Origin of the sequence: Tsuneonella troitsensis (assembly GCF_001441535.1) — a bacterium.
GTDB lineage: Bacteria > Pseudomonadota > Alphaproteobacteria > Sphingomonadales > Sphingomonadaceae > Tsuneonella > Tsuneonella troitsensis.
Genome location: NZ_LMAU01000003.1, coordinates 502,408 through 515,085 on the forward strand (window position 1 = coordinate 502,408; position 12,678 = coordinate 515,085).

Sequence of the window (12,678 nt, forward strand, 5' to 3'; positions counted from 1 at the left end):
TACGCATGCCTGATACGATTGCCCTCAAGCTTACCGAAGAAGAGATCGAGATGCTGATCGACGCCCTCGAGGCCGATCAGGAGGGATACGTCGAGGCCGCCAAGGAAGCGCGCGGCAATAACAACCGCGACGACGTGGTGACCTTCACCGAAGCGGCAGAGCGGATCGGCGCATTGATGGGCAAGCTGCGTAAGCTGGTCGGAGACGACTGACCCGGTGCGCGCCGCGGCCTTTGTCGCGCCGTTCAACCCGATTGCAATCCCCGATCAGGGAGGAGGAGGGTTCGCCTCTTCTTCCTTGAGCCCTTCGGTGTTCAGCCCGTGGCGGAGCAGCATCGGAATCTGGGTAAAGGTGAACAGGAACGACAGGGGCATGAAAACCCACAGCTTTGCCCAGAGCCAGTCGCCGAAAGTCAGCCAATAGCGCAGCGCCTCGTTGAGGCCGGCCAATACCAGGAAAAAGACGCCCCAGTTGCGGCTGAGCTTCAGCCAACCCTCGCGGTCCAGCCCCTCGAACGCGGCTTCCAGCAGCGTCTGCAACAGCGCCTTGCCCCGCAGCCAGCCCCCGATGAGGGCGATGGCGAAGAACACATAGATTATGGTCGGCTTAAGTTGGATGAAGCGTTCGTCGCGCAGCCAGATCGTCAGCGCGCCGAACCCGACGATCAGCGCCGTCGACAGCATCAGCATCGGCGACACCTTGCCGAGTTTCCACTTCGAAAAGATCAGTGCCGCGATCGCCGCGACGATGAACGCGCCGGTGCTCTGGATCACGGCGAAGATCTCGCCCGAGGGCGAATCCCCGTCCGGCTTGGACCAGCGATAGACGAGGAAAAAGACCAGGATCGGCCCGTAATCGATGGCGACATTCAGCCACCCCGACGGCTTATGCTGTGTCTCTGACATCAGGCTACTCCTGCGATCACACGGGCGACGAGATCGGGGTCGAAAGGGCGGAGGTCGTCGATCTTCTCGCCCACGCCGATCGCATGAATCGGCAGCCCGAACTGTTCGGCTGCGGCTACGAGAACGCCGCCCCGCGCGGTTCCGTCAAGCTTGGTCATGACAAGCCCGGTCACCCCGGCAACCTCCTTGAAAATTTCGATTTGCGACAGGGCGTTCTGGCCATTCGTCGCGTCGAGCACGAGGATCACGTCGTGCGGAGCCTCCGGATTGAGCCGACCGAGGACCCGGCGGATCTTCGCCAGTTCCTCCATCAGTTCGCGCTTGTTCTGGAGGCGGCCCGCGGTGTCGACGATCAGGGCATCGATCCCGGTCGCGGTCGCCTCCTTCACCGCGTCGAAGACGATCGATGCGGGGTCGCCGCCTTCAGGTCCTCTGATGATCGGAGCGCCGATGCGCTCGGCCCAAGTGGCAAGCTGGCCGATCGCGGCGGCGCGAAAGGTATCACCCGCCGCTAGCATCACCGAATAGTCGTCTTCCTGCAGCCAGTGGGCCAGCTTGGCGATCGTCGTCGTCTTGCCGCTGCCGTTGACTCCGATGACGAGAATGACCTGAGGTCGCGGAAATGCGGTGATCTCGAGGGGGCGGGCTACAGGCCGCAGGATCGCGGCGATTTCCTCGGCGACCGCCTCCTTCAGCTCGCGCTCCGTGATGCCGAGGCCGAAGCGCTTTTCGGCCAGCTTGTCGCGGATGCGCCGCGCCGCGGCAGGTCCGAGATCGGAAACGATCAGCGCGTCCTCGACGTCGTCAAGCGTTGCGTCGTCGAGCTTCGCCGTTCCGACCACGCCGGTCAGGTTCTCGCTGAGCTTCTCGGATGTCTTGCGGAAGCCGCCGAACAGGCGATCGGTCCACGTTGGTTCGCTCATGCGAGCAGGCCCTTGTCGATGTGCGTCGGTGATATGGTGACGATCTGCCCGGGGTGCACCCCATCGGGAAGCCGGACGCGGGCGAAATTGGACGCGTGTCCCGTACCGTCGCGCTCGGCAAGGACGGCCAGCGGTCGTCCGACGAGGGATCGAAGCCAGGCGTCCCGCACCGACGCGACGGCCGCACGCAACTCGGCAGCGCGCTCGCGGACAGCCGGTTGTGCGACCTGCGGCATCCGCGAAGCAGCAGTGTCTGGTCGCGGTGAATAGGGAAACACGTGCCCGTGAACGATCTGCAGTTCTTCGACGATCGAAAGGTTGGCCGCGTGGTGCGCCTCGGTCTCGGTCGGGAAGCCGGCTATAAGGTCCGCTCCGATGGCAATAGCGGGGCGGCGGCTTCGAAGGCGTCGGACCAGCGAAATCGCGTCGGCGCGCAGGTGCCGTCGCTTCATCCGTTTCAGGATCAAGTCGTGCCCGTGTTGCAGCGAGAGATGCAGGTGCGGCATGACCCGCTCATCGCTGGCGATCAGATCCTCGAGAAGGGGATCGATTTCGATCCCGTCGACTGACGACAGCCGGAGGCGGTGCAGAGTGGGAAATGCGCCGAGTATCGCCTCCACCAGAGATCCGAGGGGAGGGGTGTTGGGCAAGTCGGCGCCCCAACTCGTGAGATCGACTCCGGTGAGCACGATCTCGCCTGCTCCGCGCGTCAGGTCTTCTTCGACCGCGCGAAGGACATCGCCGACAGCAAGCGATCGACTGGCTCCGCGGCCCTGGGGAATGATACAGAACGTGCAGGCATGGTCGCACCCGTTCTGCACGGCAATGAAGCCGCGCGAATGGGTGCTTGAGGCGGGCGCTGCCGGTTCGCCTGCGTTCCAGGCGCGAGGGTCCAGTTTCGCGGCATTGGCTACAAGGCCATCAACCTCGGGCATGGCGGCGATCGCATCGCGCTCGATCTCGACCGCGCAGCCTGTAACGAGCAACCGTACACCGGGTCGCTCGCGCCGTGCCCGGCGGATCGCCTGACGTGTTTGGCGCATGGCCTCTGCGGTCACCGCGCAGGAATTGACGACGACCGTATCGTCTTCCGAAGCGAGGATCGCGCGAATGCGCTCGCTTTCGGACAGGTTCAGCCGGCAGCCCAGAGAAACGACGTGAACGCTCACGCGAAGTCGCCCCAGTCGAAGGTGCCGCGGAACGATTCAGCAGCGGGTCCGGTCATGAGGACGCGGTTGTCGTCGTTCCATTCGATTTCGAGCGGTCCTCCAGGCAAATGGACCGTGGCCGACCGCCCGGCGATCAGTCCGCGACGTATGGCGGCAACCGTCGTCGCGCAGGCGCCCGTACCGCAAGCTCGGGTCAGGCCCGCGCCGCGCTCCCAAACCCGTAATTGGATCGACGCCGGGCCAGTGACCTGGGCGACGTTGACGTTGACCCTCTCCGGGAAAAGAGGATCGGTTTCTATCTCGGGACCGATCCGGTCGAGCGGAACGGCTTCGGCATCGGGGACGAAAAACACCACATGCGGATTGCCGACGTTCACGGCAGTAGGACCTTCCAGTCCGTCCCAGCCGACCGGCATGGCAAGCGTGTCCATTGCATAGGCCAGCGGCTGTTCGTTCCATTCGAACCGCGGGGTGCCCATGTCGATCCTCGCGCCGCGGCCCGTCGGCTCGACGGCGATCAGGCCACCAGCGGTTTCAACCCTCGCAGGCGCACCATGTAGCAGTGCCACGGCGCGGCTTGCATTGCCGCAGGCCTCCACCTCTCCCCCGTCGGCATTGAAAATCCGCATACGGAAATCCGCATTCTCGGCCGGCTCGAGGAGAATGAGCTGATCGCAGCCGATTCCGGTCCGCCGATCGGCGAGCGCGGCGACGGTCGCCGGGCCGATCGGAGGCAACGCCTCGCTTCGGGCATCGAGCACGACGAAGTCGTTGCCGAGACCGTGCATCTTGATGAAGGGGACCCGCATCTATGTCGCGGCTCTATGCGGGGGCAGACCTCGCGTCCAGTGTCGCAGAGCCTACCCGGTCTTGCGGTGCTCCGTACTCTCCGGTTCAGGAGTCGACCGGTCGGGTGTGCCGGACACGAGCAGGCCCGCAGCTTCCAGTCGCTGGCGCACGGCTTCGGTGGTTTCAGGTCGCCCGTAGTGATAGCCCTGGCCCTTCAAAGGCCCCATGGTCCGAAGCTTGGCGAGGATGTCCATATCCTCGATCCCTTCGGCCGTGATGGGCAGGTCGAGACCGTCCCCGAGCGAGACGATGGCGCGCACCAGCTTGTCGCTGTCCTCTGTCGCGCCGATTTCCGACACGAAGCTGCGGTCGATCTTGAGCCGATCGAAAGGCAGTGTTCGCAGTTGCGTAAGGCTGGAAAAGCCGGTGCCGAAGTCGTCGAGACTGATCGTCACGCCCTGGTTCTTGAGGCTGGTGATGATCGAGCGCACCACACCGATGTTCTCGTGCAGGCAGCTTTCGGTAATTTCGATATCGAGACGGTGCGGCGGAAAATTGTGCTTTACCAGCAGTTTGAGTATCTTCTGCGAGAACCAGGGATCCCGCAATTGGATCGGCGAGATGTTGACCGAGAGCGACAGGCGAGGGTCCCATTCGCGGGCGTCCTGCAGCGCCTGCTCAATCAATCGTTCGCTGAGATCCCCGATCAGGCCGATTTCCTCCGCGACCGGGATGAACACGTCCGGCCCGACCAGCCCGAGGGACGGGGAATTCCAACGCGCCAGCATCTCGAAACCGGCAAGCTCGCCGGTCGCGAGGTCAATCTGCTGTTCGTAATACGGGACGAACTCGCCGCGCGAGATGCCGCGCCGTATCCCCGTTTCGAGTTCGCTGCGGAAGCGTAGTTCCGCCTCCATCGGCTCTTCGAACCAGAAGAAGCGGTTCTTGCCCTGCTTCTTCGCGTGGTACATCGCGATATCCGCGCGATGGATAAGGACCTGCGCTTCGCTCTCGCCAGTTTGAAGACATTCGATGTCGGCGTTGGCCGTGACCCCCACGGAGACAGTGACCTCCAGTGACAGTCCGTTGTAATCGACAGGCTGGGCAATGCGGTCGATCAGCATTCCGACCAGATGGTCTATCCGGTCCGAATATCGCGGATCGTACGGGACTACGCAGGCGAATTCATCTCCGCCGAGCCGAGCGAGCAGCGCGTCGCGGGGGAGCAGCGCGCGGATCCGGTCTGCAGATGCGCAAAGCAGGATATCTCCCGCCTGGTGGCCGTTTACGTCGTTGATCGTCTTGAAATTGTCGAGATCGACCATGACGAATGCCACGCTTCGTCCATCGTCCTTGGCAAGGGTGAGGAGGGCGTCGGTCGCCGGTCCGATGCTGCGCCTGTTGAGGCTTCCGGTCAGCGGATCGGTTTCCGCCAGACGGCGCGCACGTTCCTCTGCTCTTCGTCGTTCGGCAATTTCGGACGTCAACTCGGAATATCGGCGCCATCCGAAGATAACGAGTGCGATGTTGAGCAGGAGTACGCTGACCAGCAGCGGGTCCGGGGCGACACCGGTGCCCATCCACGATCGCACGACTTGCGGCAGAACCATTCCGCCGGTCGCAACGAAAAGCACGATCGCTGCGACGGTAATCCCGAGTGCAACGAGATCGCGCTCTGCGCGGACAAGCGCGCGATCCGGCTCGACGGAACCTGACGAATTGGAAATGTCGTGCGGCAACTTTGCCCCCGCTGTTGCGAACGCCCGCATATCGCCTATCTGGCTGAAAATTGCGTTAAAGCGGCGTTTGCCGGGCCACGACACAGGAGAACCGGACGTGCCGCGTTACTGGCTGATGAAATCAGAACCCGACGCCTATGGCTGGGATGATCTCGTAACGGAAGGTGAAGGCACGTGGGACGGCGTGCGCAACTACCGTGCGCGCAACAACCTTGCCGCGATGGAAGTGGGGGACCTGGCGTTCTTCTACCATTCTAACATTGGCAAGGAGATCGTCGGAATTGTCGAGATCAGCGCGTCCGGGTTGCCCGATCCGACCGATGACACCGGGAAGTGGGCGGCGGTGAAGGTCCGACCGGTCGAGAAGCTCCGTCGGCCCGTTACCCTCAAGGAAATAAAGGCCGATCCCTCGTTCGCGGAAATCGAACTTCTCCGGCAGTCTCGCCTGTCGGTAGCGGAAATCCTACCCGAGGAGTGGAAACGGATCATCGCACTCTCAAAGAGATAGCGGGAACAATATTCCCATCGGGGTCGTTCGATCCTTGAAGCCCGCGGCTTTCTGCTGCGGCCCGCAACAAGGAGAAATCTCATGGGTGAACTCACCGACAAGGCCAAGGGCCTGGGTAACGAGATCGCTGGCAACACCAAGCAGGCTGCCGGCAAGGCGACCGACAACCCTTCGCTTCATGCCGAAGGTAAGGCGCAAGAGCGCAAGGGCGAAGCCCAGAACCTCAAGGGTGAAGTGAAGGGCGCGCTTGGCGACAAGATCTGAACGATCTGCCCGAAGAACGAAAGGCCGCTCGAAAGGGCGGCCTTTTTCGTGTCGGCCACTTGGGATCATTCCCGCGCGTGCTGAACGAACAACCTTAATGTCCCAGTGCGCTACGCCGCGGATTCCCGGGGAGCGCGATGGTTTCCGCTTCGTTAAGCAGCCATCATGCGACGCTCACTTGTCCTTACCGACGAACAGGCCAGACACCCATTTCGGGCCTCGCTTCCCCCCCACGTCTGCCGCTCCCCGAAGGTGACTATCGAGCGAGTGACCTGGGCGATCAGCCGCGACGATCTGTACGGCTTTGCGGGGGCTTACTTCGCCTCGCTCGTCGCGGTTACGGTTTTCATAATCTAGCCAGACGTCGCCGCGCGCTCTGCGCGCACCAGCAGAAGTCCAAGCCATGCAGAGACGAGGCACATCGCTGCGCTTAGCAATAGATGGTGAACAAGTTCGACGCCCAGCGCACTCAAGCCTGTCGCGAGCAAGGAACCCAAAACCATAGCGCCCGAATTGACGATGTTGTTGGCGGCAATGGTTCGCGCGGTTTGTGTCTTGGGCACGAAAGTCGTCAGGAACGCGTACAACGGAACGACGAACATGCCGCCGGCGATGGCGATGCCCAGAAGGCATAGGAGGAGAGGGATCGCCATCGCGTGCCCGATGAACTCACTGACGTTCAGTAGCGTCCCGTCCGTCTCGGGCACCCAGGTCCGGCAAACCAGATAGAATGCGAAGACGAACAGGCCCATGACGATCACCGCAACCGGCGAATACCGGGCGGACACCGTCCCCTTGAGCAGTGCATTGACCGAGACCGACCCGATCGCGACGCCGATCGAGAAAATCACCAGAAACAGGCTGGCCACTTCCTTGCTCGCTGTCAGGACGTTCTTGGCGAGAGGCGGGAACTGGATGAAAAGGACCGCGCCGATGGTCCAGAAGAAGCTGATCGCCATGATGGCGAGGAAAACCCTGCGGTCGTGGCTAGTATTCCGGACCAAGGCGATCGAACTGCGCACGATGTGATAGTCGAGCGGTTCGACTTCACCCTGTGCCGGCGCCGGTGGAACCTGACGGCCGGCCAGGTAGCCGATCACCGCCGTCAGGACGACGCCGATCGCGGCGAATTCGACCGGTATCCAGCCTGCGAGGATCGTCCCGAAGAGGATTGCGATGTAAGTGCCAGCCTCGACCAGCCCGGTGCCGGCCAACACTTCCTCGTCATGCAGATGCTGTGGGAGGATGGCATACTTGATTGGCCCGAAGAACGTCGAATGCACGCCCATGGCGAACAATGCCGCCATCAGTAGCGGTATGGCCACCAGATCGACCGCGATGCCCTTCCACGCCAGGAGAAGGCCGGTCGCACCGACGGTCATGATGACGATCTCGGCCGCTTTGACGATCCGGATGATCTTCGCCTTGTCGCGCATGTCGGCGAGTTGGCCCGCCAAAGCGGAGAGGACGAAGAACGGAAGGATGAAGACGCCGCTCGCCACGGCGCTGAAAATGCCTTCCGCTTCTTCCGACCGGTACACCTCGTACACGACGAAAAGCACCATGGCGGTCTTGTAGAGATTGTCGTTGAAGGCGCCGAGTAGCTGGGTGACGAACAGCGGCAGGAAGCGCCGGCGGCGTAGCATGTGCGTGGAAACGGTCATGCGGGTCCTGTTGCCAGCCTCTCCAATCCCGCGCTCTAGCGGCTGGCGAGCAGGTAACAAGCGATAACGACGCTTTTGCGAACGAACTCGCTGGGCTAGTGCGGGGCGATATGTTGACCCTTCCGAACCTGCTGACGCTCAGCCGCATCTTCGCGGTTCCGCTGCTTGCATTCCTATTGTGGTGGCCGGACTGGCGCTTCGGCTACGGCGTGGGCTTCGTGGTCTACTGCCTGATCGGATTCACCGATTATCTCGACGGATACCTTGCGCGGGCCCAAGGAACGGTCAGCAAGCTTGGGGTCTTCCTCGACCCGATCGCCGACAAGATCATGGTCGCAGCCGTGATCCTAGTGCTGGCAGCGCAGGGATACATGCGCGGCCCTTATGTGGGCGACCTGCACGTGATCGCCGGGCTGATCATCCTGCTTCGCGAGATCGCGGTGTCGGGCTTGCGCGAGTTTCTCGGGCCGTTGCAGATATCGATGCCGGTATCCAAGCTCGCCAAGTGGAAGACCACGTTTCAACTCGTCAGCCTCGGTGCATTGATCCTGGGTGGGGCTGTGCACGGCGCGCCATGCGAGGTGCGCGGCGACTGCGGACCTCTTGCCGACCAGTGGATTCACCTCGTCGGGCTTGGCGCGCTGTGGGCGGCAGCGATCCTTACGCTGGTGACAGGCTGGGATTATCTGCGCGTTGGCCTGAAACACATGGATTGATCACCTAGAGGCGGTCCATGCGCAGCCAGGATCGATCGCCGATCCAGATCCTGTCCAAGGCGCGGTCCGCTGCCTCAGCTTCCAGCCTGTTGCCGAGTTTGCGTTGCGTGCGGGCCAGACCCCAGAGCGCCCACCCGTCGTTCGGCGCCCTGATCAACGCCTTCATGAAGGCATCGCGAGCTTCGTCGTAGCGGCCCGCTTCGAACAGGGCCGCGCCCCGCGACTGGGCAACCGGATAATACCAATACGGAGGTTCGTTGTAGGGAACCGTCGCTTCGATGGCTTCGGCTTGCGCGAACAGCTCCGCGGCCCTTCGGGGCTCTCCTGCAGATTGCGCCTGACGTCCGCGCGCAACCAGCCCGGCTAGCCGTACCAGGTCCGCGGCGGGGAAGCCCGCATCTGCCATCGCTGTCACGCCGGGAGCCGATGCAAGTGCATCGAGAGCTTCTATCTCAGACTTGAATCCGGCTTCATCGCGCTGGAGGGCGTATGCAACCGCGCGTGCGTAGCGGCGCATGGCTTCGACGTAAGCGAGTTCGCTCGGCTGGTCGTTGAGCGCCAGAATCGCCTCGGGACTGCCAAATTGCGCAATCGCGAATGCCGGCGCGGCATGGATCGCCTGGACCCATGGAAGAGCTTTTGCGGTTTCGACGTCGAGTATGCGCTGCAGCCGCGCACTCTCGGACGCGACCGAATACATCGCGCCGACCATCTGGGCCGAAGCCAGAAGAAAGTGGACGTTGTGCGGATAGTATCCGTAGCGGTAGAGCCCGTCGTCCCCGATATCGGCCAGGTATTGTTCGTCCGCGCGTGCGGCCAGGACGTTGGCCTGCATGGAGTCGGCGTAGCGACCGATCCGGTAATAGATATGCGCCGGCATATGGACGAGATGGCCCAGCGCAGATGGGGCGTTCTTCGCCAGCCGGTCCGCTGCCGCCTCGGCCCTGGTCGGGTCGGCGTGGTTCTCCATCAGGTGGATGTAAAGGTGCGATGCCTGCGGATGCGCCGGATTCCGGGCAACGACGCCCTCGATCAAGCGCAACGCGTCGCCGATCCGGGCATTTGGGCTGGTGCGATCTTCCTTCCAGTAGTTCCATGGGGAGGTGTTCATGGCAGCTTCCGCTGCGAGTACGGCGATGTCGTCGTTGCCCGGGTTATCGCGGGCGAGCGCCAGCATGGCGTCGGCGTATTGCCCATCAAGACCAGCGCGGTCGGCACCGGGTCCCGCCGAGTAACGGGCCTTTTGCGCCGTAATCAGAGCCTGCTCGATGGGCGTGGCATCCACTGCGAAGCGCTCGGCTTCGACCAGTGCGGCAAGGGCGGACGCGTTCTGCGCATCGTCCATGCCCGCATTGATGTTGGGGCCATTGGCCAACGCGATGCCCCACGCACACATCGCGCATTCGGGGGCGAGCCGGGCCGCTTGGCGAAACGCCGCTATCGCCGCGCGGTGATTGAAGCCGAAGGTGAGCGCCAGACCCTGGTCGAAATAGCGTCGCGCTTCGCCTTCCAAGCCGGATGCCGGAATTTGCGAGCGGCCAATCCCTTCCACAAGCCGCATGGCTCCGACCGGTGAATTTTCCGCATGGATGGCTGCCAGCCGCAGTTGCCGCTCCCGATCGGTCGACGGTCGCGCTCCCGCTCCGCAGATCGTTCGGGCGATCCGTGTAGGGTCGAACACCGCCAGAGCATCTTCGCTAGGCTGTGGTGGAGGAATGGCTGTCGTGGATAGTGCGCTCGAAGCGAGCGCCAAAGTCGCGAAGCCCAAAATCCGCATCATCGCTAACCCTCCAGTGGGAGTGGTTGAGCGACCCTGACTTGCCTCTGCCAGTGTATCACGGACAGGACCAGACCGGGAGTCCGGCTGGTCAGCCTGCGCGCAGTTCCTCCGCCAGCAATCTGAATTCGTCCGCTCTCGGAGAATTCTTGCGCCAGACCAGTGCAATCTCGCGGCTTGGCGCCTTGCCCTTCAGAGGGCGGGCGACCACGTCGGTTCCGTGTAGGATGCCCGCGTCGATCGCCATTTGGGGCAGCATGGTAACCCCCAGGCCGTTGTCGACCATTTGCACCAGGGTGTGCAGCGAGGTGCCGATCATCGTCGCGCTGGCGCGAAGGTCGGGCCGATTGCACGCGGCCAAGGCGTGATCGCGAAGGCAGTGCCCGTCTTCGAGCAGCAGCAGCCGCCCTTCGTCGATCATCGACGGCGGAATTTCGGCCGGCGGATCGCGCGGATCGTTCTTGGGAAACGCCACGAATAGCCGGTCGTCCGCGATGTGCGCATGCTCGACTTCGCCGGTAGCGAAGGGCAGGGCCAGCAACACGCAATCGGCGCGCCCATGGTGGAGGCTTTCCACGGCGTGATCGCTTGTTTCTTCTCGCAGGAAGAGCTTCAGGGCAGGCCGTTCCCGGCGCAGGCGCGGCAGGATGCGCGGGAGGAGGAACGGCGCGATCGTGGGGATCACGCTCATGCGCAGTTCGCCGGACAGCGGCTTGCCGCTCGCCTGGACGAGGTCGCTGAGTTCTTCCGCTTCGCGCAATAGGCGATGTGCCTTGGCCGTCACCTGCTCGCCTAGCGGCGTGAACCGCACGACGCGGCGGCTGCGCTCCACCAGCGTGACGCCGAGCAGCGATTCCAGTTCGCGGATGCCCGCCGACAGGGTGGATTGGGATACGAAACTTGCGTCCGCAGCGCGGCCGAAGTGGCCGTGCTCGTGCAGCGCCACGAGATACTGGAGTTGCTTTATGGTCGGCAGGTAAGTGCTCACTCCGCCGCCAGCGCCCCCTCGTCATCCTGCTCGGCTTCGGGTTCCGGCGGCACGATGCGCGTCATCTTCAGCCGGCCGTGCTCCACCCCGAACCCAAGCTTGCCCTCGACCAGTTCCAGTGCGTCCTTGCCGAACACTTCGAAGCGCCAGCCTTTCAGGACGGGCAAGTCCCGTGTCCCGGCTGCGAGTGCCTCCATCTCGTCGGCGCGGGTGAGCAGTCGCGGGGCGACGTCGATTTCGCGGCTGCGGATCTTGAGCAACAACTTGAGCAGGTCCGCGACCAGCGCCCCTTCCTTGCCCAGCGGCGCACCGCGCTTGGGTTTGTCGGGCATCTCGTCGGCATGCAACGGTTCGGCCTTTTCCAGGACCCTCATCAGCCGCTTGCCGATGTCGTTATCACGCCAGGCGGCGCTCAATCCACGCACCTTCGCAAGATCGGCCTGCGTTTTCGGCGGATGGCTGGCAAGATCGGCCAGCGTCTCGTCGCGCATGATCCGTCCGCGCGGGATGTTCTTGTGCTGCGCCTCGGTCTCGCGCCAGGCGGCGAGCGCCTTCAGCCGACCGAGCACCACCGCGCTGCGGCTGGGCGGGCGAATTCGCTCCCACGCGGTCTCGAGGTCGTTGGCGTAGTTGGACGGGTCGGCGAGACGTTCCATTTCGGCATCGAGCCAGACGCCGCGACCCGTCTTGAACAGCTTCTTGAGGATGCGGGGAAATATCTGGGCGAGGTGCGTCACGTCACCGATCGCATATTCGATCTGCCGGTCGGTCAGTGGACGGCGGCTCCAGTCGGTGAAGCGGGCGCCCTTGTCGACCGTGAAGCCCAGCCAGCTTTCGACGAGATTGGCATAGCCGATCTGCTCCGACTGACTGATGGCCATCATCGCGATCTGCGTATCGAAGATCGGGTGCGGGGTCTTGCCGGTCAGGTTGTAGACGATCTCGACGTCCTGGCCCCCGGCGTGGAAGACTTTCAGGACGTCCTCGTTCTCGCACAGCAGGTCGAGCAGGGGGGTAAGGTCGATCCCGTCGGCCAGCGGATCGATCGCCGCGGCCTCTTCGCTATTGGCGATCTGCACCAAGCACAGCTCGGGCCAGTAGGTGTTCTCGCGCATGAATTCGGTATCGACCGTGACGAAATCGGATTTCGCGAGGCGCTGGCACAAATCGGCTAGCGCGGCGGTCGTGGTGATCAGGTCGTGTATCTTCATCGGTCTTTTCTATGTCCTGAGCGGA

13 protein-coding genes are annotated in these 12,678 nt (G+C 63.2%); 4 read left to right on the forward strand and 9 right to left on the reverse strand.

Translation table 11 applies throughout. From position 1 onward, the window contains the following. The first annotated feature begins 5 nt into the window (after positions 1–5). The gene (locus AR323_RS09180; RefSeq protein WP_057883632.1) at positions 6–212 is read left to right on the forward strand and encodes a hypothetical protein; all 207 of its coding nucleotides are present in this window, start codon (positions 6–8) and stop codon (positions 210–212) included. 54 nt (positions 213–266) lie between these two features. On the opposite strand, the gene AR323_RS09185 is transcribed toward AR323_RS09180, so the two are convergent. From AR323_RS09185 to AR323_RS09205, 5 genes are read right to left on the reverse strand one after another with little or no spacing between them, the layout of a single operon-like run. After that, positions 267–905 carry an inner membrane-spanning protein YciB gene (locus tag AR323_RS09185; RefSeq protein ID WP_057883633.1) on the reverse strand — a complete coding sequence of 213 codons (639 nt, stop codon included), beginning with the start codon at positions 903–905 and terminating at the stop codon, positions 267–269. Beyond that, the gene (gene ftsY / locus AR323_RS09190) at positions 905–1,828 is read right to left on the reverse strand and encodes a signal recognition particle-docking protein FtsY (protein WP_057883634.1); all 924 of its coding nucleotides are present in this window, start codon (positions 1,826–1,828) and stop codon (positions 905–907) included. Before ftsY ends, AR323_RS09185 begins: the two co-directional genes overlap by 1 nt. Beyond that, complete coding sequence (locus tag AR323_RS09195) at positions 1,825–2,997, reverse strand: MiaB/RimO family radical SAM methylthiotransferase (protein ID WP_057883635.1); 1,173 nt, start codon at positions 2,995–2,997, stop codon at positions 1,825–1,827. The genes ftsY and AR323_RS09195 overlap by 4 nt, the downstream gene beginning before the upstream one ends. Next, positions 2,994–3,806: a diaminopimelate epimerase gene (dapF, locus tag AR323_RS09200; RefSeq protein WP_057883636.1), complete on the reverse strand. Its 813-nt coding sequence runs from the start codon at positions 3,804–3,806 to the stop codon at positions 2,994–2,996. The genes AR323_RS09195 and dapF overlap by 4 nt, the downstream gene beginning before the upstream one ends. A 51-nt stretch (positions 3,807–3,857) precedes the next feature. Further along, positions 3,858–5,555, reverse strand: coding sequence for a putative bifunctional diguanylate cyclase/phosphodiesterase (locus AR323_RS09205; protein WP_083495324.1), 1,698 nt, complete (start codon positions 5,553–5,555; stop codon positions 3,858–3,860). 85 nt (positions 5,556–5,640) lie between these two features. Here AR323_RS09205 and AR323_RS09210 point away from each other — a divergent pair, with 85 nt between their 5' ends. Further along, the gene (locus tag AR323_RS09210; protein WP_057883768.1) at positions 5,641–6,033 is read left to right on the forward strand and encodes an EVE domain-containing protein; all 393 of its coding nucleotides are present in this window, start codon (positions 5,641–5,643) and stop codon (positions 6,031–6,033) included. 81 nt (positions 6,034–6,114) lie between these two features. Continuing rightward, positions 6,115–6,297 carry a CsbD family protein gene (locus AR323_RS09215; protein WP_057883637.1) on the forward strand — a complete coding sequence of 61 codons (183 nt, stop codon included), beginning with the start codon at positions 6,115–6,117 and terminating at the stop codon, positions 6,295–6,297. 353 nt (positions 6,298–6,650) lie between these two features. Here AR323_RS09215 and AR323_RS09220 read toward each other — a convergent pair whose 3' ends face one another. Beyond that, on the reverse strand, positions 6,651–7,961 hold the full coding sequence (locus AR323_RS09220; protein ID WP_057883638.1) for an MFS transporter: 1,311 nt from the start codon (positions 7,959–7,961) through the stop codon (positions 6,651–6,653). 110 nt (positions 7,962–8,071) lie between these two features. Here AR323_RS09220 and pgsA point away from each other — a divergent pair, with 110 nt between their 5' ends. Then, positions 8,072–8,677 carry a CDP-diacylglycerol--glycerol-3-phosphate 3-phosphatidyltransferase gene (gene pgsA, locus AR323_RS09225; protein ID WP_057883639.1) on the forward strand — a complete coding sequence of 202 codons (606 nt, stop codon included), beginning with the start codon at positions 8,072–8,074 and terminating at the stop codon, positions 8,675–8,677. A gap of 4 nt (positions 8,678–8,681) precedes the next feature. On the opposite strand, the gene AR323_RS09230 is transcribed toward pgsA, so the two are convergent. The 3 genes from AR323_RS09230 to rnd form a co-directional block, all read right to left on the reverse strand. Beyond that, positions 8,682–10,358 carry a tetratricopeptide repeat protein gene (locus tag AR323_RS09230; protein ID WP_235510518.1) on the reverse strand — a complete coding sequence of 559 codons (1,677 nt, stop codon included), beginning with the start codon at positions 10,356–10,358 and terminating at the stop codon, positions 8,682–8,684. Positions 10,359–10,545: 187 nt separating this feature from the next. Continuing rightward, positions 10,546–11,442 (reverse strand): hydrogen peroxide-inducible genes activator, encoded by an 897-nt coding sequence (locus AR323_RS09235; protein ID WP_057883640.1) that lies wholly within the window; start codon positions 11,440–11,442, stop codon positions 10,546–10,548. Further along, complete coding sequence (gene rnd, locus AR323_RS09240) at positions 11,439–12,653, reverse strand: ribonuclease D (protein WP_057883641.1); 1,215 nt, start codon at positions 12,651–12,653, stop codon at positions 11,439–11,441. The genes AR323_RS09235 and rnd overlap by 4 nt, the downstream gene beginning before the upstream one ends. Positions 12,654–12,678: the final 25 nt, after the last annotated feature.